Raw genomic sequence first — 20,562 nt, forward strand, 5'->3', positions numbered from 1 at the left:
TGCTGGACGAATGTGTCGCCGCATGCGTCCCGGACCCGCAAGCCCGGCGAATTGGCGCACCGACCCCGAGCGCGATCTCGGCCTGCCCGGACCAGTGGAATTCACTCTGGGCAGCGACAACAGTGTCGGGAGCTGGTGGATCGATGGGGTTCGACCCGTACATCAGAAACCGACCAGCCGGTATAGTGGCCTGAGTCACACGAATCTCCCGGTGTTGTGTGGCTGGCGGGATCAGAACCCGCCCGGCACTCTGTGGAGACGGGCTGGGCGGGTTCTGCACCACCCCCGCATTGCGTATGCCGTTTCGGTCGTCGATCCGTCCGAGGGGTTCACATGCGTTCACAGCTGACCGATCCCGCCGTTGGCGGGCGAAAACCGATCGATAGTGCGGGCGCGGGCATTCTGTATCAGCTCGCTGCGCTCACCTCTGCGACTCTGACGGGCCGCCCCGCGGTCGCGATCACCAGTTGTCGCTCTGGTGACCTCGTGGTCGTCGCGGAATCGGCGGCGCGGGCACGGATCTTGGAGGAAACGCAGCTGATCTACCAGGCTGGGCCGGGGCTAGAAGCTGTGGCCAGCGGGGTCGCGGTCACGGTGGCCGACCTCGATGGCGAGCGGCGCTGGCCGGACTATTGTGCCCAGTTGCGCGCGCTGGGTGTTAGATCGCTGCACTGCCAGCCGCTGATCACCCGCGGCGCCATGGCATGCGGTGTGCTCACCGCCTACTCGGACTACCCGGCGGCCTTCCTCGGCCGCGCTCGCCACAGCATTCTTATCGCCTCCAACCGCGCCGCCGCCCTGCTGCACCGCGCTGTGCAGTGGTGAGGTCCGCAAGGGATGATGAGACCTCATCGCCGTCGTACAGCGATGGCGGGCAGCTCGGGCGTCGCTGGCCCCGCCCTGCAACGTCCCGATTCCCGATCGGGACGCGACGAGTCCAGAGGCACTCCGCGCCACAGGGGGCCGGTGGCGTATCGAATCGGTAACAGTCATCAGTACCGGCTATGACCCCTGGTAGAGACTGCGTCGGAAGCGGACACGCCGCAGGAGACGGCGTCCTCGGCCCGCGGTTCGCGCTACCGTGCCCAAGCATGGACGACAACGAACTCCGACCACCCACGGTCAGTTCCGCGAAAGAAACCGGGCTTGTCCTGGATATCGCCGCTGTCGGAATCGACGATCCAGCCGCACCGGCCTATGTACGCTGCACCGACGGCCGAACCTTCCGCCTACCCGATCCGCTGTTCGAGTGGGCGACCACCCTGATCGACCTGCACTATCGCCACCGCATCGCCGGTAACCCCTCGATGTTCCCCACCCAGATCGAGTTCGGCACCCGCGGGGGAGACATGTACGCCGAACTGCTGTGACACCAAGTTCCGCATAGGGAATACGACGGCACCCGTTCGGGCTGTTCTGGGCCACCCGACCCGCGGTCGAGGCCGAGTTGTCGTCAGTGCCCGTGGATGAGTTGTCGTGGGACGTTGTGGAGGCAGTGGTTCGGCCCCGCTTTGGGTTGCGGCTCACGTGTGACTTCGCGGGCGTTTTGTCCATGCGCAACCCGCGCCAAGTGCGGGTCGGCGGCGGTCATGAGGCTATCTGGACTCCTGGTGCAACTTCACCGTGTGGCGGGCGGCCGGGCACATCGCCGGGTACCTCGAGCACACGGAGCAGGGGTGCCGTCATTGCCGTCGTCACCAGCGCCATGACTACCAGCATCGAATACAGTTGCGCTCCAATGAGTCCGGTGGTCAGCCCCACATTGAGGATGATGAGTTCGGTCAAGCCACGCGTGTTCAGAAGGGCCGCTAGGGCGCCCGCTGACCGGGCGTCGATCCCGGTGAGACGGGCCGCCAGGAAGGTACCGCCGAGCTTCCCGGCGAGCGCGGCCAACAGGATGGCCAGCAGCTCGGCGACACCCGCTCGGTCGATCGATCCGAGGTCGACTTGTAGCCCTGCGACAACGAAGAAGCCAGGTAGGAACACCGAACTCAGCAGACGAGCACCGGGCTCGACCGCGGACCGGTGCGTGCGAGGGAAGATAACGCCGAACAGGAAGGCCCCGAAGATCAGGTGCAGGCCGATCCATTCAGTCGCGGCACCCCAAAGGAGTGCGCCCGAGACGGCAGCGAAAATCATCGTCTGACGAGTGGTCGCGGCGGCCACGCGAGCGAGCAGCGGACGAACGATCCACCACGCCCCGAGGGCCAACGGCACCAGCAGTGCCAGGCGCCACTGCTGGCTGAGTCCAGGGCGAGCGATGCCGAGCACTACGGCGAGAACGCACCAGGCCAGGATGTCGTCGATCGCGGCGCAGGCGAGGCTGAGCTGACCGATGCGGGTGCCTGTCAGGCCACGATCGTGCAAGATCCGGGCCAGGACCGGAAACGCCGTCACCGCTAGCGCGCAACCGAGGAAAAGAGCGAAGCTCAACCGGTCTCCGCCACGGTGGCGGGGTAGAACCGCAAGGGCTAGAACACATCCCAGCACGAACGGAGCCGCATAGGCCGACAGCGACACTGTGGCCACACGACGCCGGCCTCCGGCGAACGATCCTCGGTCGATCTCCAACCCAGCGACGAACATGAAGATCATCACGCCGACGTTGGCGAACGCGCTCAAGTACGGACGGATGTCCTGCGGAAAGATCACGCCCGACAGTTGCGACCCGAGAACAGTGGGTCCGGCTATGATCCCCGCCGCTATCTCCCCGATCACTGCGGGCTGGCCGACTCGCTCGGCCAAGCGGCCCAACAAGCGTGCCGCCGCCATTATGAGAACGAGATCAACCAGCAGCACTACAACTTGGTTACTGGGCACCATCTACTCGTACGAAAGTTGGACCACGAATGCCTCGACCGCACCCGGCCACCGGCCGGGTTGCTGCTCGATGGCGGGCCGCGCACCCACCGGAGTCTCCCTACACGATGCTCAACGGCGGGGACTTGGGGAAGACAACCGGGAATGCCGTCATAGCCCGGTGGAAAGGACCCGGCCGCCAGACCAGCTTGTCCGCAGGCACGGCCAGCTGTATTTCGGGGAGGGCATCGAGCAGCTGATCGATGGCGTACTGCACAGTCAGGTACGCTACGGATCTGGCCGGGCAGGCGTGCGGCCCAGCGCTCCACGCCAGATGCGAGCGATTGCCGATATGGCTCCCGCCGAGGTCGTCGTTCCCGCGGATCTGGGGGTCGTTGTTGCAGCCGGCGAGACTGATGAGGACCGGCTGGTCTGCGGGCAACCAGACATCGTCGATCATTATCGGCTGCCGCGGGTACGTTGTACAGAAGTTCGATATCGGCGGGTCGTTGAACAAAACCTCGTCGAGCGCGTCGACGGTCGACAGGTTCCTACCGAGGACATCGCCGAACCGGAACCGGTCGTCGGTGATTATCAGCAGCAGTGCATTCGTGATCAGATTGCGCTGCGCTTCGAAGCCCGCACCGTAAAAGCTCATCAGTTGGGCGAATATCTCCACGTCGTCGAGGTCGGCCGGGTGATGCGCCAGCCGTGAGGTGACATCGCCACCGGGCTGGGCGCGCTTGAGCCGAATCAGCTCCATCAGTGCCTCTTTGAGCATTTCCATGCCCTGGGCGCCCTTGACTGTATCGAAGCGCGCGGCCATACCGGTCGCGACCCGCTGGCCGATCTCGGCCGGGCAGCCGACCATCTGGTTGAGGACCTCGAGGACGAGCGGAAACGCGTACCGGGTCACCAAGTCGGCGGAACCGGTCTCGCAGAAGGTATTGATCAGCGGGACGGCGATTTTCTCGACTGTGGAATCCAGGGCATGCACATCGATTCCGTCGATGCTCGCGACGGAGGCCTGCCGATAGCGCGCATGCGCAGCTCCGCTGTTGTACCTCGCGGCCGGATACCACTCCATCATCGGCCGAACGGGAGAGTCCTCGGGAATGGTCTTCTGCCAGGTTCGTGGATCGGCTGGAAAGTGGTGGGGGTCGTTGAGGATTCGCACCGCGGCCGTGTAGCTGATCACAAGAGTGGCAGGCACACCCGGTGCCAATTCGATCGGAACCAGCGAGCCGTACTGACGCCGCATCTCGCGGTAGGCGCGATGTGGGTCAGCGACGAACTCCGGTGTATACAGCAAAACTCGGGGGTCATCGGTATCGATAAATGATCCGTGCTGGACGGGGCAAGTTCCGGCAGTGGTGTTAGGCGCGGACGTTGGGGACTGTGGTGTGGTCAAAGACGTGACTCCAGACGATGGAACAGGGATTCGGCGAGAGTGATCAGTGAGCGCAGACACGCGCCTCGATCACGTGCATCGAGCGAGGTCATTGGCGTGCCGGGTTTCAGATCGAACGCTTCACGAGCTTCGTTGGGCGCAAAACGCTTAACACCCTCGAACTGGTTGACAGCAAACGAATACGACACGCTGCGCTCCCCGAGAACCCAAGGCATTGCCCCCACGTTCACCGGCACCGCGAAGCCTGATCGCCTCGGAAACCGACGGCAGTGCTCCGGCGAACGGCTCGAGAGTTTCCTCGTAGGGCCCCTGTTCGTGCGCCAGCGCGTCGGCGCGCGCCCGTTGCTGTTTCACGTACCGCACCGCAGACCGCGACCGCCACGGCGATCAGCCCTGTGAGGGGCCAGAACCATGAAAACACCACGGCGACCTCTTGATTCATCAGCTCTCTCGTCGTTGACGGGTTCGAAACTACAGACTTCCATGACCTGTCGTCCAGAACTGGCGACTCGCCCACGCTAGCAACATTGGAACGAGGTTGCCTAGTGCTGGCGATCGCGGTACCGGCCACGCTGGCCGGGGCGCGGTCGTTCACCGCGATCGCAGACTGGGCTGCTGATGCCCGGCGGGCGTGCTGGTCAGGCTGGGGGTTGCCGGCGCGGTGCCATCGGAATCGACGATCCACAGACTGGGCAGGCAAGCTCGCCGCAGACCGGATCGATGCCGTGATCGGTGCGTGGATGTGGCTGCGCACCAGCACGATCCGCGGGAGGCGGGGTGATCAGTTTCGATGGCAAGACCGTCAAAGGCGGTGCGACCGCCCAGGCCATCCGCGACCGCGATGGCCACTACGTGCTCACCATGAAACGTAACCAGCCCGGCCTGCACACCCGCGTGAAATCGCTGCCGTGGAAAGACATTCCGGTGCCAGCGGTCGCCTCCCGAGGTCTCGTAGGTCGCCAGTGATGCTATCTAAAGATCGGTCGGTCCCGATTCCGGGGTTTCCGGCTCGTCGGCCCAGTGCAGATCGCCGTCAGTGGTATGGGCGTGGTCCGGCGGAATGACGGCGGGATTGAAGGATTCCCGGATATAGCAGAGGGGCCGATCTCCGAGCACGATTACGTATGACTTCGCAGCACAGAGGCGGCCGTCCGGCCATCTCGTCAAGCCCGCCCGCAGTATGTGACGGCGCTGGGATACACCCCGAGAAATCAGGCTGTAACCGATCGGCATCTGCATATCGTCCACTCCACACGCGGCCGCGGGTCCGCTCACGGCGACGACATGATTGACAGATACGGCGACCATGTCGGAATTGATCAGACATGAGCGGCGGACAATGACGCGGTCGGTACCGGACAACTGCAATGCATCGGTGACGGTGGTGGGTAGCCGGCTGGCCGCCATATCGTCTTGGCGGAGCACACGAACCTGGAGTTCCGTGCCGAGTATCGCCTCGAGTGCCGGCATTGTGAAGCCGTCGCTGACCAGCAGCATCCTGGTGAGCGGGTGGCCGAATTGCCCGATCTCGTCTCTGTTCATCCGGAAATCCGAACCACCGGCCGGGGAATCGCCCGGTGGTTCGGGGACGGATTGAGTTATCGTCACAGCCGTCGGCTCCGCGCAGTTGTTTTCACGAGAAATCCGGAAAACCAGGGCCTAATGTGTGGTGCCGCCAGCACCCGTCGGTGGTAAGACTGGGCGAGCCACGGCCTCCATCTCCGCGGCGGTGCGGGCTCGACTGGTCAGGCCGAGTACCGGCTCGGTCGTAATTCGCACATCACCCATCACCGTGTCCGCCAACGGGTCGCGCCAGTGGTCCCACACCGGGGACATATCCAGGCCACCCATGTATTTGATATTCACCCCGTCCGACTCCGCGTGGAGACGTTCGGCCTCGGAGACGATGGTGTCGGTCCCGGCGCGCTGTTGCTCTCCCGACGACTCGTCCACATCGGTCAGCCCCGCCATGATCCGGGTGAACGACTCCTGCGGGGTGTCGCCATCGCGCGCCGCGGTGAGGCTGCTGGCATGCGAAAAATATTCGTCGGATCCGACGTACTGTTCATACATTCGCGAAACCAGGGACAGGAATCGCGTGTACGCCCGTCGAAAGGTGTACTCGTAAAAGGCCAGTGCGTCGGTCTCGCTCATCTCGCCCCGCAAGGTGGTCGCAATCGCCGCCGATGCGACCAGCCCCGAGTACGTCGCCAAATGTACGCCGGTGGACAACAACGGATCGAGGAAGCACGCCGAGTCACCGACGATGGCATAGCCCGGACCGCAGAACCGATCCGATGTGTAAGAGTAGTCCTGCTCGGCCCGGACGTCGGCGACCTGCTCTGCTCCCTCGAGCAGCTCGCTCATTGCCTTAGTGTCGCGGATGGCGTCGAGGTAGTACGAGGTCCGTGATTCGTGCTCCCGGAGTTTCTCAGCGGCCTGGCGTGCGGAAATCACATAGCCGACGCTGAAGCGGCCGTCGGAAAGCGGAATGTGCCAGAACCAGCCGCCTTCGGCGGTCGATACGACGTTGATTGCGCCTTCCGGACTATCCGGATGCAGGTGGGCGCCTTTCCAGTACGACCAGATCGCGATGTTCCGGAACGCCGGGTGCGATCGGCGCATACCGAAATGTCGCTTGGACAACAGGCCGTCCCTTCCCGAGGCGTCGACGAGAAAATCGAACTCGGTAGTCCGGGTTCGATCGTCACCGAGCCCGGTCCATTCGACGGCTGTCGGACGGTCGCCGTCGAACAGCACATTCTTGACAGTGGCCTGCTCGATCACTGTGGCGCCCTGTTCGGATGCGTTATCGAGCAGAATTTTGTCGAACTCGGCTCGGTTGACCTGCCACGACCAGGCTTCCGCGTCCACGAGCTTGGACCAGTCCAACAGCCAGGTATCGTCCTGCCACTGAAAAAACCCGCCCCACTTCACCTGGAAACCATGAGCAGCAACCCGGTCGTAGGCACCGGACACGCGAAGTGTCGACAAGCACGATGCGAGCAGCGACTCCCCGATGTGATACCGGGGGAACTTCTCTCGTTCCAGGAGGGTCACTCGAATCCCCGATCGCGCGAGCAAGGCTGCCGTGGTCGAACCGGCCGGACCTCCACCTATTACCAGAACATGCGGTTTAGACCCCATAGCAAACTCCCTGCAACTGCTGACAACGGATAGTGCGCCCGCACCGGCACGGGACCGACTCCGGGGGCCCACGGCCGTGGGCAAACCCGGATCAAGTGCTGCCGCTAGTTAGCTAACCTAACGGCACACTGTTGATTGTAGCAATGAATATCGAATCATCAAGTACAAGAGGGCATTTGGTAACTTTGGGCTGGTCGGAGTGTGGATGCTGGTATGTAGAGGGGACTCTCGGTACGAGATTTCCACACCAGACTGTCACAGCCGGCATGCCGGGGTGGACACCGGAGGAGCCGTCGGCGGAGGCGGGTCGAGGTCGGCGCAGATCTGGTCCAGGGTCACGTTTTTCGCCAGGCGGGCTTGCCGCAGCGGGGCGATGGCCTTGGTCGTGGGCGGGGTGGCGATGGTCGGTGTCGTCTGGTCATCACCTCGCTCTCGCTGCAGAATCAGGGTACGGCGGAGCCTGGGGTTGCGCGAGGCGTGCGCGCAGAATCTGTCCGGCGGTGAGTTCGTCGCAGACCTTGGTCAGCTCCGGGTGGCGGTCGACGAGCGTATAGCCTTGCGGCGGACGCCATTTGCCGAGCTTTGAGGCCAGTTGCGCGGCGGTGAATCCGGCGTATTCGTGCACGCGTGGCCCTACCTGCCGATCTGCTGGTTGTCGTCCCGCGCCGACTTCGCTCCGCGTGATTCGAATGCCCATGATCGCGGGCAGGAATAGGCGCGGACCACGGTCCGTTTAGGGTAGTAGTTGACGTAGAAACCACTCACGAACAGGATTCGAGCTGTGGAACTGGGACTCACGACATTCGCCGAGCTCTACCCGGTCGGCGACCGGCCCGCACCAACTGCGGCCGAACGCCTGCGCGAGGTGGTGGACGAGGCCGTCGCCGCCGAGCGCGCCGGGCTCGATGTCTATGGCGTCGGGGAGCATCACCGCAAGGATTTCGCGGCGTCTTCGCCCGCGGTCGTCTTGGCGGCCATCGCGGGCAAGACCGAGCGGATCCAGCTGACCAGTGCGGTGACCGTGCTGAGCTCTGACGATCCGGTACGGGTGTACCAAGATTTTGCGACCCTCGACGGCCTGTCGAATGGACGCGCGGAGCTGATGGCCGGGCGTGGTTCTTTCACGGAATCCTTCCCGCTGTTCGGCTACGACCTGTCCGATTACGACGAGCTGTTCGAGGAGAAGCTGGCGCTGCTGTTGCACATTCGCGAGGACGGGCCGGTGAACTGGGACGGCAAATTCCGCGCGCCGCTGCGGGATGCGGTCGTCTACCCGCGCACCGACAACCGGCCACTGCCGGTGTGGATCGCGGTGGGCGGCAGCCCGGAATCGGTCGTACGCGCCGGACTGCTCGGCTTGCCCCTGGCGATCGCGATCATCGGCGGGGAGCCCGCGCGCTTCAAGCCGCTGGTGGATCTGTATCACCGGGCGCTGGCCGAGGGCGGACACAAGAAGCAGCCGGTGGCGGTGCACGCGCACGGCTACATTGCCGATACCGATGAGCAGGCCGTGGCGGATTTCTACGAGCCGTACGCATTGGCGATGAGCACCATCGGTCGCGAACGCGGTTGGGGCCCGATGACCCACGCCCAGTTCGACGCCCTACGCTCCCAGAGCGGTTCCCTCTTCGTCGGCACACCGGACTACGTGGCGGAGAAGGTCGCCGACGTCCGCGACACCCTGGGACTGGATCGCTTCATGCTGCACACCAGCGTCGGCACGGTGCCGCACGATAAGGTGCTGCACAACATCGAATTGCTGGGCGAGAAGGTCGCCCCTCAGGTGCGCTGAGCCGCTACTCGCCGACAGGAGGTGAAGCGGTCGTGACCTGACCGGGGAAACATCGTCAGTCCTCGGTCGACCAGCGGTGGTAGGCCCGGCGGAGGGCGCGGGCGTCGGAATAACCGAGTTGGCGGGCCATATCGTTCCGGTTGTGCGAGTGCTGGGGGTACTGGTTCTCCAGTTCCTGGCGCCGAGCCCGGTCGAGTTCACGACGCCAGGTGGTTCCTTCCTCCGCGAGCCGTCGCTGCAGGCTCCGTCGACTCGCGGCCATGTGCCGCGCCGCGCGGTCGAGGGTGACCGGACCGTCTCCGAGCATGGTGGTCAGCACGCGCTGCAGTTGCTCCGACCAGGTCGTGGTGGGTGGCGGTGGCGGTGCCAAGGTCGCGGCGTACCGGAGCAGGATCTTGGCGAGCATGGGATCCGCGGTCTGGAGCGGTCGGGTCAGGTCGGCCGTCCGGAAGGTGAGTTGGTCAGTGGGAGCATCGAATTCGACCCGGTCGGTGCCGAGTAACTCGGTGTAGAGATCGTGGCGTCGAGGTGCGCCCTGTCGAAAGCAGACCCGTGCCGGATTCACCACTCCGCCTGTCGCCCACCGAGTGCGATGGGCCAGGCCCACGAGGGAATAGTGCATCGCCAGCTCGCGGCCATGACCCTCGCCCTTGCGCAGCCCGACATCGAAGTTCACTTCTTCTGCGGACTCGGCGGCGGGTGAGAGCGAGAAATTTGTCGTGAGAGCGGCCAGGTACGCGACGGACCGGGTGAACCCCTCGGCCAGGTTGGGTGCCGTCATGAACAGGTAATCGTTGAGCCCCATCTGCCCTGCGACATACGCTCCTCCGGCCCGCAGCGCCACGGACGAATCGCCCAGTTCATGCTCGACCAGCTCCCACAGACGCTGCTGGAAGCCACCTGGCAACGTACCGCCCGTGCTGGACAACACCCAGTCGGGCATGTCGGCTTCGCGGGCCAGCCGCTGCCGTACCGGCTCGCTCAGCCCGGTGGCGTCGAGAGGGAGTCTGGCTAGCAGGACGTGATCTGCCGCATCCATGTAAACAATCCCGGACAGAGAACATTGACCCTCTGACAGTAATCCACACGAGCGGTCCCCGCGCCCTGTGGCGGTGATCTTGATGTCTACACAACGACTACGTAACCTCCGACGGCCGGTCCGCAGGCCGCCCGCCGTCGGTGCAGCGGCCACACTGCGGCCCTGCACCGAAACCCGTGCTACGCCAAGCGGATCAGCTTATCGGCGTCGGTTGCCGGGCGGGCTGACGCTGCTCGACGGTCATCATCAAATCACGCGGGGTGAACGTGGTTCCGGGAACCTTCTGCATCCGGACGCCGGGTGTGACGCGCAGACGCCATTGTGCGGCGATCGTCGCAAGAGCCAGTGTCGCCTCGACGACAGCGAAAACGTCCCCGATGCACTTACGCGGCCCGCCACCGAATTGCACGATGGCGTCCCGGTGGATCTCATCGGCCCGCTCCGGTGACCATCGGTCCGGATCGAATTTCTCGGGTTCGCTGAACAATCGCGGATCCCGTTGCACGACATAGGCACTGAACATCACGGTGGCGCCCGCGGGAACGTGGAGATCTTTGAGGTCCACATCCTCGGTCGCACGCCGGGTGGCCAGCCAGGCCGGCGGGTAATACCGCAGGGCTTCATTGATCACCTGGGCGGTGTAGGTCAGCTGCCGGACATCGGCGTACTCGGCCGGCCTGCCGTCGAGCACCCGGTCGACTTCGGCGTGCAGCCGGGCCTCGACCCCCGGGTGTTCGGGCAGCCGATACGACTCACCCCGACGGAATTCGAACTGCTGGGGATCCTCGCGGAGCGGCCCGGCAGCGCGGTGAGTCGAGCCCAGTTGATGGATCGTGTGTGGGGCGACGCATTCGTCGCGGTATCACGGACGCTGGACGTGCATATGACCAGACTGCGCACCAAGTTGAACCGGCCCCACCTGATCATCACGCGCCGCGGCCACGGCTACCAGTGGGCACATGATTCGGCCGCAGTGACGACACTCCGAGCAGGATGAGCGTGGGCACGCTGCTGCACGACGTCGAATTCCTCGGCGCGAAAGTCTCGCGTCAGGTGCGCCCTCGGTGTAGGAGCGCAACTGCAACGGCTGCACCAGATCTCGTAGTCGATGCCGCCGAGGTTGATTCGGTTCGATGGTGAAGGTCATGCCCGGTTCGATAATCGACTCGATGGCGTGCTGGTCGTACAGCATGACCAGGCCGCTGTGGAAGGTGGGACCAACGCCGTGTCCGGTGAATGGTCGCGGAGTCGTTGGCGGGTCTGTCGAGCCGGGGCGGCCGTCGGCGCGGCAGAATGCCCTACTGCCGGGCCATGTGCATGCGTATCTCGCTTTGGATGTCGGTGATCAGCTCCCCGGAGAGGTCGACGGTGACGGTATGCAGTGTGGCGGTGAACCGGAAGGGCGGTTCGTAGTCGGGTGTCACCGCGGAGCCCGGGTTGGCGCCGCAGGTCATGCCGCCGGGGTTGAAAGCGATGGGCGTGGTGACGGGGATTTCGGCCTCGCCGACCAAGCGGTTGTCGATGTAGAGCTGGGCGCGGCCTGGTGTGCCCTTGCCGTGGGCGATATCGGGCTCGCCGGTGGGTTCGAATTCGAAGCGCAGCTCGTGGCGGCCTTCGGGGATCGTGTCCGTGGAGGAGACGCGGTGCAGGCTGCGCCGGACGTAGTTGTGGGCGTAGTGCAGCCGGCCGTCCTTGATGTAGAAGGACCAGCCGCCCGCGTTGGTGCCCTGGCACAGCAGGACGCCCTCGGCGCCGCCGGGCGGGATCTCGGCATCGGCGGTGATGCTGTGCGGCCGGTTGATCACCCGGGGTGCGACGGCCGCGGGCAGCGTCTCGGTGCCGGCGCGAAGCGTGTAGCGCAGCTGCGCCGGTGTGATCTGGGGGCGCTCCACTGTCAGCCGTTGCAACGTGCTGCTGTCGATGGGCAGCACGTTGTATTTGCCGGCCTCCACGTACCACAGCGAGATCATCTCGATCAGTTTGTCCCGGTGCTCGGCGGCGATGTCGAGGGTCTCGGCGAAGTCCTCGTCGATGTGGTACAGCTCCCAGTGGTGGGCGTCCAGCTCGCCCAGGTCCTCGGCGGTGATGGGGGTGCCGAAGGGTTTGTCCGATTCGGCGAAGGAGGGGCCCGGCCATGGGCACACGGCCCGCCATCCGTCGTGGTCGATCGCGCGGTGGCCGAACATCTCGAAGTACTGCGTGTGGTGCAGGGACGGTGCGGCCGGGTTGTCGAAGGTGTGAGCGAAGCTGACACCGTGCAGGGGCGACTGGGGTACGCCTTTGATAGTGGCCGGGGGTTCGATTCCGAGCACGTCGAGGACGGTGGGGACCATGTCGACCAGGTGTGCGTACTGAGTGCGCACCTCACCCCGCGCCGTGATGCCGCGGGGCCAGTGGACCAGGAACGGATCGCTGACACCACCGCGGTAGGTCTCGCGCTTCCACCGCCGGAAGGGGGTGTCGCCTGCCCAGGTCCAGCCCCACGGGTAGTGGTTGAACGTGCTCGGGCTGCCGAGCTCGTCGATCACTCGGAGGCTGTCTTCGATCGGTTCGGGGGCGTTGTTGAAGAACTGCAGCTCGTTCGTGGTCCCGGCGACTCCGCCCTCGGGGCTGGCCCCGTTGTCGGAGACGACCATGATCAGCGTGTTGTCGAACTCGCCGGTCTCCTCGAGAAAGTCCAGCAGCCGCCCGATGTGGTGGTCGGTGTGGGAGAGGAATCCGGCGTAGACCTCCATCATCCGCGCGGCCAGGCGGCGCGCGTCAGGTGGCAGCGAGTCCCAGTCCGGCACATCCGGGTCGTGGCGGGAGAGCTGCGCGTCAGGTGGCACAACACCCAGCTGCTTTTGCCGGTCGAAGGTGTACTCGCGGTAGGCGTCCCAGCCGTCGTCGAACCGGCCCCGGTAACGGTCCGCCCACTCCTTCGGCACATGGTGCGGTGCGTGCGTCGCCCCGGTGCAGAAGTTCATGAAGAAGGGCTTGTCCGGAGCGACCTGCTTCGCGCTGGAGATGAAGGAGATCGCCCTGTCGACCAAGTCCGCGGTCAGGTGGTAGCCCTCCTCCGGGGTGGCGGGAGGCTCGACCTGGTGGTTGTCGTAGACCAGGTCCGGGTACCACTGGCTGGTGTCGCCGCCGAGGAAGCCGTAGAACCGCTCAAAACCACGGCCGAGCGGCCAACGCTCGTATGGACCGCAGGGCTCCGGCGTTGTCGCCTAACTAGCCTGCGACCAAGGGTTTTGGGTGTTCGTCAGCAGGTGGAGGCCTCTGTTCGGTGAGAAGGCTGTCGTCCGGCAGGCCTCGGCGATGTTGGCGGCACCATCGATGCGGTGAAGGCTTATCGCCGTGTTTCGGAGCGTCGCGGCGACTTGCGGAGCGGTGCCGGTCCGCAGGGTGCTGCGGTCTTCGTCGTAGGTCACATCACGGACCCAGTGGATCGCATTCTCAATTCCCCAATGGTTTCGCAACCATTCGGCTAACTGTCGGGGTTTGGCTTGCTCGAAGGTGACACTGCAGATGGCGTATACGGTCTCGACCGTCAGTTTCCCGGTGGTGACCTGGACGCGTTCGCGGGTGATCTGCATGATCTGGCGGGCGTAGGGAAACCCGATCCCGCGCGGCACGCTCAGCACCTTCATGGTGCGGGTCTCGATCCTGCCGTGCGATGGCTTGGCGTCGGCGTCACGGTGGGCGATGGGGACCTCGGCCCACGGCTGGGCGATAATGCGAGCCAACAGCTTGGGCTGATTCGCCTTCACCGTCATCAAATAGTGCGACTTGAGCTGCCCGCAGATCAGTTTCGCCGTGGCGACCTGCGTGTGCATCGCATCGATCGTGGCGATGAGCCCGGTCCGGTTCATTGCCTTCAGAAGCTTTCGCACCGTGGGGATTTCGTTGGACTTCGCGGCGACTGCCAGCTGGCCGAGGACCAATCGCGCGTGGTGGGCGAAGATCGACACCAGGTGCGGTGCGCGGCCCCCGCCCAGGCGCGCCCCGCGCACGGTTTTGCCATCCAGGGCCACCGCCATCAGTCCGCCGGAGTCCGCGGCAGCGGCCACGGCGGCGAAATAGTCACCCAACCGGCGATCCAGATCCGCGGCGTCGAGTCTGGCGATGAGGGTTCGCAACGTCTTCTCGCTCGGGCGACGCACTCGGATGCCCAGTTCTGCCAACACTTCCGGTGGCGCGGTACGCACCCAGGTGGCGAACCCGGCCACCGACTGCATCCCCGCCGCCGTGGCCAGGATCATGATCGCCAGCAACCCCACCAACGGGTACCGGATTCCACGGGGATCACGCGGGTCGGGAACCGTCTTCAGCACCTCCAGCAAACACGGTGCGACCGTGTGGGTTTCCGGTTCGACGCGCCGTCGATCCAACACCTCCACAACGGGCTCGACAAGGGATACTGAACAGACGGACACGGGCGACTCCGGGGAAGATTCTGGCCTAAGGAACCTTCATCCTCCTCGAGCCACCCGTGTCCGCCTCGCATCCGAAACGGCGTGTCGCACAGCTAATTACCGCAGCTCACCGGCTTGCAGACCGACAACGCCGGAGCCCTGGTATGGACCGGCAGCCGATTCCTGCTCCGAGGGCACCAGGTGCCACTTGCCGAGCATGTAAGTGCTGTATCCGTGCTGCAGCAGCATCTCCGAGACGAATCCGTTCTCGAACGGAATGTTGCCGTTGTAGCCCGGATATCCCGTGGCAATTTCCGTGATGCCAGCCATCGCGTTGGCATGGTGGTTGCGCCCCGTGATGATGCACGACCGCGACGGCGAACACAGCGCCGTCGTATGCATATTGTTATACAGCAGCCCGCCCTCGGCCAGCGCGTCGATATTCGGAGTGGCGATGGGACTGCCGTAACAGCCGAGCTGTCCGAACCCGGTGTCATCCAGCACGATGAACAGTATGTTTGGCGCCCCCGGTACGGCCCGCACCGGTTGCGGCCAAGCCGGGCTCGACACATCGGTTGTTCGCCCGATGATTCCGGGGAAAGCAGTTCCTGGCCTGTATTCCTTCGGTGACATCTCTCGGTCCTCCGTCCCGCCGACCGGCATGCATCGCACGGGCCGGACGCGTAGGTCTTTGCCAATGTTGCCCGCTGTCAGCCACACCGGATGGAACTGGTCACCGCCAGCGTTGCTTTTCCGAACAGCAATACACGCAATCCCGCCTCCTCAACGAGATAGCTCAGCTCTGTGACTTGCTGGATGCTTGCTCTGGAGCAGCTGCGGCGACCTTGTGGAAACGGCGTTGAGAAACGCACGACGCTCCGACAGGAAATCTGGAAATCGCACCCGACACCAACGAATGGGGTCGCTCCGTGAGCCGTCACCCTCGATGGCTCCGCACATATCAAAGGGGACGGGGCCACACAAACAAACAACCCGGGTGAGAAACCAGCGCACCCATGCATTCAATATCGTTCTCTTGACCCACCCACTACTGCGACGGCGCAATAAGAACAGTAGCCGACCAGTAGCTCGACCGCCATAGAACATAGAACAAGGGGAAACCCTTTCCTGCACGAGCCGGGAAGCTCTGCCACGCTTGCACAGGGCCGGGAGGACCGCCTGGGAAAGGCGAAAAACACGGCGTCCGGTGGGCCGTTCCCCGGTCTCGGACATCGCATCCCGAACGTCGGCTTCGTCATCGGCGTGATTCCGCCGGCCCTGCTGGCGTTGCTGGACAGCGGGCCGGAGCTGATGATCTGGGTGATCGTCCTCTACAGCGTGCTCAACTTCGTCATCCAATCGGTTATCCAGCCGAAGCCGCCTTGACGAGCAGAGCCATCGGGACCCAGCAGTGCTCCAAGCGCGCCGAGCACCCAGCTCCAGAACACCAGTCGGCACCGCTGGTGCACGCTGATTTATAGCGTGCTGGTGAACACTGTGTAGCCCCACAGAGAACGCCTCGGGCTGCCCTGCCGCCGGACGCTTGCGCGTCAACGTGCGGTCAGAGTGAAGAAGATGAATTGTGGAGTGCGGGTGAGGCGTTGGTAGGCATCCGGCGCGATGTCGGCCATCTCAGGCTGCGGGTCGGGCACAACGATGTCGTCGACGGCGAATCCCGAGGAGTTGAAGGCCGCCAGCATGGCTCGCATCGGCCGGTGCCGGAACCCCGACCGGTAGGTGTCGCGGGTGCGGGTTGGCTTCATCGCCTCCTGCACCTTCACCGTGTAGTCGGCGAAAGCCGGTGCGGGCTCACGCGTTTGCGGCATCGCCAGTAGGTCTTCCATCGTGACATGCAACCGATCCAGCAGAAGTCTCGCTGCGACGATCTCGGCGTCCGATGCAATCGGCTGCGTGCTCATGGCCGCACCTCATGGACGTCCGCGAGCTCAGCGAGCAACCGGCTGGCGATCTCATCGAGCGCGCCGCAGACCAGGACCAGGGCCGCGCCGACCCGCACAGTGCCCTCGTCGGACCGGAACAGAGTGATCCGACCATCGTCCGCACGCCAGCACACGCGGTCGCCCGCACCGGATCCCAGAGCGTCGAGGATCCTCCGATCCGCCACTCGCCCCGACGCGTCGAGGGCATGGACGCCGTAGACGAACCTCGGCTCAGGTCGTGCCGGGGCCGGTCCCAGCGACGGAATCGGAAGTGGGGAACGAGCCCGTGCCTGGGTGCGTCGGGGGTTGCTGGTCGCAGGACCAGGGGGTTTACATCGCTGGCGCCCATCGGCGACACCCCCACTCAGGAGACGTCGAAGTCGTTGTGTCGCTGCGGATACAGGCATCTTCATGGTGCAAGAACCCGCTTAGCGCAGAAATGCGGTCGCACTCTTGCGTTCTTGCATCTGTAAGAGCATGATCCAGCTAGCCTAGTTTGAACAACCAATCCGATGACCGGTATAACCGAATCGAGAGCCAATTATGTTGGTACAAAGCGCGTTGGTGACAGGTGTATTCGGGGTTTGGCGATGAGCGCGCCGACGGTAGGGGTGCTGCCGACCGCTCCGCAAATATTGTGCGCCTTCCAGGGGCGCCGTTTTCAAGATCGCGAATTGCTACGATCCGCGCACGCGCTCGCTGAGCTGCACGCACGCCGCAGGGAGGTGCTGCGCGACGTGCACATGGTGGCCGAAATCGATTGTCGTCGCAGCGAACTGGTCGACGACATCAATGAGTGGATCGCGCAGGAGATCCCCCAGCACCGCAACGGCGCGTCACTGCATACCGAAAGCCTCGGCGCGGTGGTCGACCGGATGGCACGAAGCTGGGTCGATGCGAACCAAGCCATTGATGTGGATGGCGCGCGCAGCGACAATACCCATAAGTATTGGTATCACCTGGCCGAACTAGTGGACGGCTACACTGATCTCGTAACCGACGTGGCCGGTGGCCGCCGACGATTGCCAGTGCAGTGACTCCGCGACCGCCGGTTCCGCATTAGTGACACTGCCCTGACAGCGTCACTAACATCATGGCGACGTCCCGGGTGTCGAGTCATCCGACCAGTGGCTCCATTCGGATGTTCACGTCGCCGCAGTGATGGCGGGCGCAACGGGGCGCCCGCCCGGCGTGCCGCGTGGTCGACTGGCGCGGCACGCCCGCTCGGTAGCTCGTGTATCCGTAGCCGCTCAGACAGTCGCCGCGCGCCGTGCCTCGCGGCGCAGTCGGCGGCGGAGGTAACGGCGAATTCGGCTGGCGAACAAGCACACCAGGCTCACGCCAATAACCAGCAGGATGCCCGCGATCACCGCCGCCGCTATCGGATGGAAGACGGCGAGGGTGACGATTCCGGCGACGGATACGTCCTCCGCGACGCTCATCGCGATGTTGCTGGCGGGTTCCGGTGAGGTGTTGATCGCCATCCGCGTTCCGGCTTTGACCAAATGGCTTGCCAGCGCGGTGGTTCCGCCCACCGCGCCCGCGGCGAGCTGGGGGAGCGAGCCATCCTGACCGGCCAGCAGTGCCGCGACCACGGCGCCCGACGCGGGCCGCACGATGGTGTGTACGGCATCCCAGAAGGAATCCAGGTATGGGATCTTGTCGGCCACCGCCTCGATGAGGAACAGCACGCCCGCCGCGATCAGCACATCCGTGCGCTGCAGCCCCTCGGGCACGTGGTCGGAAATGCCGGTCACACCGAAGATACCGAGCAGCAGCACCACAGCATAGGCATTGACCCCGCTCGCCCAGCCCGCGGTGAAGATCAGAGGTAGTGCTGACACCCGGCCATCGTAGGAGGCGGTGGGGTCGACTGCCGATCCGCGGAGTCAGCGCAGTGCGGCACGGCCCTCGAGGTGGCCGAGCAGTGCCAGGGCTACCAGGGTGACCAGTAGGAGCAGGCAGGTGCTTGCGGCGGCGTTGAATACTTCGCCGCTGTCGGCGCCGGTGCCACCGCAGGCCGCGGTGAGCGCGACGGCGGAGACCGGGGCGAGGATCAGCGCGGTGCGGGAGATGGTGCGTGCCAGGGGGCCCTGCGTGTTCGAAGTACGCACGATTGCTGAAGCTTTCGGTTCGTGTCGAGTGTGGTGTCGAAGGGGGGGTGACGGTGCTCAGGTGCGGTCGGCGAGGACCAGTTCCGCGAACTCGGTGACCGAGGGCACCACGTGTGTCGCACGCGCGGCGCGCAGCTGCTCTGCGTTGTGCGCGCCGGTCAGGGTTCCGGCGACGATCCGGGCGCCCGCCGCGAGGCCGGTGCCGATGTCGCTGGTCGTATCGCCAAGCACCGCAACCTGATCCACGGCATCGACGCCGAGGCGCAGCAGTGCGGTCAGGACCATGTCGGGGTAGGGGCGGCCGCGACCGGCATCCGAGGGCGCCAACGTCAGATCGGCAATGTCGTTCCAGCCCAGCGCATTCAGCAACCGATCCTGGGTGCCGCGGCTGAAGCCGGTGGTGAGCGCGACCTTGACGCCCGCGCCGCGCAGCGCGCCGATCGCCTCGGCGGCACCGGGAATCGGCGTGATGTCGACCTCGCCGATCAGCTGGTCGTAGGCGGTTTCGAAGGCGCGGTTGCCCAGTTGAGCGCGCTCCTCGTCACCGAGCAGAGCACGGAATACCGCGATCTTGGACTGACCCATGGTGTCGAGCACATACTGGAGGGCCCTATCTCGCTCGGGACCTTGGGTTTCAATGCCCGCGGCGGTCGCGGCCGCGTCGAAGGCGCGCAGCACCAGTCCGCCGTCGGCGACGGTGGTGCCCGCCATGTCAAGTACGGCCAGCTGAATGTTTTTGTCCGACAAGGCAAACCTCACAGGTTGAGTGCGTCGGCGGTTTCCTCGCCGAGGACGGGGCCGAGGGTCATGCCGCGGCCGCCGGGGCCGGTGATCACCCAGATGTGCTCGTCGGCCTTGGCGCGGGTGACGATGGTGGTGGGGTCGATGCTCTGGCTGTAGACACCCGCCCAGCGCCGAACCACCTGCGGCAGTTTGCGTCCGAGCAGTTCCTCGGTCACCGCGGTGAGGTGTTCGTAGGGCGCTTCGTCCACGTCGAATGCGAACGGCTCTGCGTATTCGTGGGTGTCGCCGATGGTGAGTCCGCCGTGCAGGCGCTGCACGCACAGCAGCTGCATCTGGTGCTCGGCGGCAATGGCGGTCTGTGACTGCTCCCGGTTCAGGATGTCGGTTTCGGCACCGGCGAACCCGGGGTAGTAGCGGAAGCTGTCGCCGTCGGCGATGGCGGTGGTGAGCGGCTCGTCCAGTGGCGCAGTCTGCATCATCTGCAGCCGGACCCGGCGCACCGGGATGGTGCCGACCAGCTCGCGGGTCAGGCCGGAGTGCGCCGCGCCGGGGCAGTCCAACACCAGGTCGGCCTCGAAGCTGCGGCCCTGGTCGTCTACGACGGTGGCGCCGGAGCCGGTGTCGGTGATCGACATCGCCTCGGTGCTCGGGTGGAAGGTGTAGCGGCCCCTCGCCGCCAGGTACGCGCGCAGTGCGGGCAGCGCCTGGCGTGACTCGACGGCGGCATCGGTCGAACAATGCAGTCCGGCAAGGAATTTGCCGCGCAGCGCGGGATTGACCGCGCGCACCTGCTCCGGCTCCAGCAGTTCGAAGCCGCGCGCCTGCGCACTCGGACCCGCCGCGGCGGCCTCGGCGACGGCGAGTTCAGCGGGGGTGCGCACCAGGGTTATCGACCCGGCCGGGCGGAAGCCGACACCGGGCACCCGGCCGCCGATCTCCTCCCACAGCTGCCGGGAGCGCAGGGTCAGGTCGAGCTCCGCGGCCGAACGCCCGGACACCCACACCAATCCGAAATTGCGAACAGTCGCGCCGCGGGCCTCGGGCTCCCGCTCCAACTGCACGACCTCGTGCCCGCGACCGATCGCGGCCAGGGCGTGTGTGGTGCCGAGGATCCCACCTCCGATGATGACCAATCGCATGGAACACATACTGAGTAATGGTCTAGACCGATGGGTGTTT

Annotated in this window: 21 protein-coding genes and 4 pseudogenes; 7 read left to right on the forward strand and 18 right to left on the reverse strand. The window is 65.1% G+C overall.

All coding sequences use genetic code 11. The features are described from left to right. The first annotated feature begins 333 nt into the window (after positions 1–333). Together ACV7NQ_RS28005 and ACV7NQ_RS28010 are read left to right on the forward strand one after the other, a co-directional pair. Complete coding sequence (locus ACV7NQ_RS28005; protein WP_463362352.1) at positions 334–825, forward strand: GAF domain-containing protein; 492 nt, start codon at positions 334–336, stop codon at positions 823–825. A gap of 266 nt (positions 826–1,091) precedes the next feature. Further along, a complete protein-coding gene (locus ACV7NQ_RS28010; RefSeq protein WP_463362353.1) occupies positions 1,092–1,370 on the forward strand; it encodes a hypothetical protein in 279 nt (92 codons plus the stop codon). A 217-nt stretch (positions 1,371–1,587) separates the two neighbouring features. Here the strand turns inward: ACV7NQ_RS28010 and ACV7NQ_RS28015 are convergent, their stop codons facing one another. The 3 genes from ACV7NQ_RS28015 to ACV7NQ_RS28025 all read right to left on the reverse strand — a co-directional run bounded on the left by ACV7NQ_RS28015 (position 1,588) and on the right by ACV7NQ_RS28025 (position 4,425). Then, the gene (locus ACV7NQ_RS28015) at positions 1,588–2,799 is read right to left on the reverse strand and encodes a cation:proton antiporter (RefSeq protein WP_463362354.1); all 1,212 of its coding nucleotides are present in this window, start codon (positions 2,797–2,799) and stop codon (positions 1,588–1,590) included. 121 nt (positions 2,800–2,920) lie between these two features. Beyond that, positions 2,921–4,210, reverse strand: coding sequence for a cytochrome P450 family protein (locus tag ACV7NQ_RS28020; RefSeq protein WP_463362355.1), 1,290 nt, complete (start codon positions 4,208–4,210; stop codon positions 2,921–2,923). Further along, a complete protein-coding gene (locus ACV7NQ_RS28025; RefSeq protein ID WP_463362356.1) occupies positions 4,207–4,425 on the reverse strand; it encodes a hypothetical protein in 219 nt (72 codons plus the stop codon). The genes ACV7NQ_RS28020 and ACV7NQ_RS28025 overlap by 4 nt, the downstream gene beginning before the upstream one ends. A 562-nt stretch (positions 4,426–4,987) precedes the next feature. Between ACV7NQ_RS28025 and ACV7NQ_RS28030 the strand changes: the two genes are divergently transcribed. Further along, positions 4,988–5,176, forward strand: a complete 189-nt coding sequence (locus tag ACV7NQ_RS28030; RefSeq protein ID WP_463362357.1) for a hypothetical protein — start codon at positions 4,988–4,990, stop codon at positions 5,174–5,176. A gap of 6 nt (positions 5,177–5,182) precedes the next feature. Here ACV7NQ_RS28030 and ACV7NQ_RS28035 read toward each other — a convergent pair whose 3' ends face one another. The 3 genes from ACV7NQ_RS28035 to ACV7NQ_RS28045 all read right to left on the reverse strand — a co-directional run bounded on the left by ACV7NQ_RS28035 (position 5,183) and on the right by ACV7NQ_RS28045 (position 7,982). Then, positions 5,183–5,752 carry a hypothetical protein gene (locus ACV7NQ_RS28035; protein WP_463362358.1) on the reverse strand — a complete coding sequence of 190 codons (570 nt, stop codon included), beginning with the start codon at positions 5,750–5,752 and terminating at the stop codon, positions 5,183–5,185. Positions 5,753–5,869: 117 nt separating this feature from the next. Next, entirely contained in the window at positions 5,870–7,357 is a 1,488-nt protein-coding gene (qhpG, locus tag ACV7NQ_RS28040; RefSeq protein ID WP_463362359.1) for a flavin-dependent monooxygenase QhpG, read from the reverse strand. Positions 7,358–7,778: 421 nt separating this feature from the next. Next, entirely contained in the window at positions 7,779–7,982 is a 204-nt protein-coding gene (locus ACV7NQ_RS28045) for a hypothetical protein (RefSeq protein WP_463362360.1), read from the reverse strand. Positions 7,983–8,138: 156 nt separating this feature from the next. On the opposite strand from ACV7NQ_RS28045, the gene ACV7NQ_RS28050 reads away from it, so the two are divergent. Beyond that, a complete protein-coding gene (locus ACV7NQ_RS28050) occupies positions 8,139–9,149 on the forward strand; it encodes an LLM class flavin-dependent oxidoreductase (protein ID WP_463362361.1) in 1,011 nt (336 codons plus the stop codon). A 55-nt stretch (positions 9,150–9,204) separates the two neighbouring features. On the opposite strand, the gene ACV7NQ_RS28055 is transcribed toward ACV7NQ_RS28050, so the two are convergent. Together ACV7NQ_RS28055 and ACV7NQ_RS28060 are read right to left on the reverse strand one after the other, a co-directional pair. Further along, a complete protein-coding gene (locus ACV7NQ_RS28055; RefSeq protein ID WP_463362362.1) occupies positions 9,205–10,188 on the reverse strand; it encodes an AraC family transcriptional regulator ligand-binding domain-containing protein in 984 nt (327 codons plus the stop codon). 193 nt (positions 10,189–10,381) lie between these two features. Next, positions 10,382–10,879 (reverse strand): cytochrome P450, encoded by a 498-nt coding sequence (locus ACV7NQ_RS28060; RefSeq protein ID WP_463362363.1) that lies wholly within the window; start codon positions 10,877–10,879, stop codon positions 10,382–10,384. Positions 10,880–10,918: 39 nt separating this feature from the next. Here ACV7NQ_RS28060 and ACV7NQ_RS28065 point away from each other — a divergent pair. Further along, a pseudogene (locus ACV7NQ_RS28065) lies at positions 10,919–11,185 on the forward strand (winged helix-turn-helix domain-containing protein); the annotation flags it as partial. A gap of 95 nt (positions 11,186–11,280) precedes the next feature. Here ACV7NQ_RS28065 and ACV7NQ_RS28070 read toward each other — a convergent pair. The 4 genes and pseudogenes from ACV7NQ_RS28070 to ACV7NQ_RS28085 form a co-directional block, all read right to left on the reverse strand. Next, positions 11,281–11,431: pseudogene (locus ACV7NQ_RS28070) on the reverse strand (M24 family metallopeptidase); the annotation flags it as partial. 55 nt (positions 11,432–11,486) lie between these two features. Next, positions 11,487–13,340, reverse strand: a pseudogene (locus ACV7NQ_RS28075) (arylsulfatase); the annotation flags it as partial. Positions 13,341–13,397: 57 nt separating this feature from the next. After that, positions 13,398–14,606, reverse strand: coding sequence for an ISAs1 family transposase (locus ACV7NQ_RS28080; protein WP_463358437.1), 1,209 nt, complete (start codon positions 14,604–14,606; stop codon positions 13,398–13,400). 96 nt (positions 14,607–14,702) lie between these two features. After that, on the reverse strand, positions 14,703–15,248 hold the full coding sequence (locus ACV7NQ_RS28085; RefSeq protein WP_463362364.1) for a sulfatase-like hydrolase/transferase: 546 nt from the start codon (positions 15,246–15,248) through the stop codon (positions 14,703–14,705). A gap of 573 nt (positions 15,249–15,821) precedes the next feature. Here ACV7NQ_RS28085 and ACV7NQ_RS28090 point away from each other — a divergent pair. Next, a pseudogene (locus ACV7NQ_RS28090) lies at positions 15,822–15,962 on the forward strand (AI-2E family transporter); the annotation flags it as partial. 173 nt (positions 15,963–16,135) lie between these two features. Here the strand turns inward: ACV7NQ_RS28090 and ACV7NQ_RS28095 are convergent. Further along, positions 16,136–16,504 carry a hypothetical protein gene (locus ACV7NQ_RS28095; protein WP_463362365.1) on the reverse strand — a complete coding sequence of 123 codons (369 nt, stop codon included), beginning with the start codon at positions 16,502–16,504 and terminating at the stop codon, positions 16,136–16,138. Further along, positions 16,501–16,710 (reverse strand): hypothetical protein, encoded by a 210-nt coding sequence (locus tag ACV7NQ_RS28100; RefSeq protein ID WP_463362366.1) that lies wholly within the window; start codon positions 16,708–16,710, stop codon positions 16,501–16,503. The genes ACV7NQ_RS28095 and ACV7NQ_RS28100 overlap by 4 nt, the downstream gene beginning before the upstream one ends. Before the next feature lie 489 nt (positions 16,711–17,199). Between ACV7NQ_RS28100 and ACV7NQ_RS28105 the strand changes: the two genes are divergently transcribed. Next, positions 17,200–17,562, forward strand: coding sequence for a DUF4254 domain-containing protein (locus ACV7NQ_RS28105; protein WP_463365842.1), 363 nt, complete (start codon positions 17,200–17,202; stop codon positions 17,560–17,562). 213 nt (positions 17,563–17,775) lie between these two features. Here ACV7NQ_RS28105 and ACV7NQ_RS28110 read toward each other — a convergent pair whose 3' ends face one another. From ACV7NQ_RS28110 to ACV7NQ_RS28125, 4 genes are read right to left on the reverse strand one after another with little or no spacing between them, the layout of a single operon-like run. Beyond that, positions 17,776–18,369 carry a DUF4126 domain-containing protein gene (locus tag ACV7NQ_RS28110; protein ID WP_463362367.1) on the reverse strand — a complete coding sequence of 198 codons (594 nt, stop codon included), beginning with the start codon at positions 18,367–18,369 and terminating at the stop codon, positions 17,776–17,778. A gap of 45 nt (positions 18,370–18,414) precedes the next feature. After that, a complete protein-coding gene (locus tag ACV7NQ_RS28115; RefSeq protein WP_463362368.1) occupies positions 18,415–18,639 on the reverse strand; it encodes a hypothetical protein in 225 nt (74 codons plus the stop codon). A gap of 57 nt (positions 18,640–18,696) precedes the next feature. Further along, entirely contained in the window at positions 18,697–19,386 is a 690-nt protein-coding gene (locus tag ACV7NQ_RS28120) for a phosphonatase-like hydrolase (protein ID WP_463362369.1), read from the reverse strand. Between the two features lie 8 nt (positions 19,387–19,394). After that, a complete protein-coding gene (locus ACV7NQ_RS28125; protein ID WP_463362370.1) occupies positions 19,395–20,522 on the reverse strand; it encodes a TIGR03364 family FAD-dependent oxidoreductase in 1,128 nt (375 codons plus the stop codon). Positions 20,523–20,562 lie beyond the last annotated feature (40 nt).

Source organism: Nocardia sp. Tas62D01, assembly GCF_055232035.1.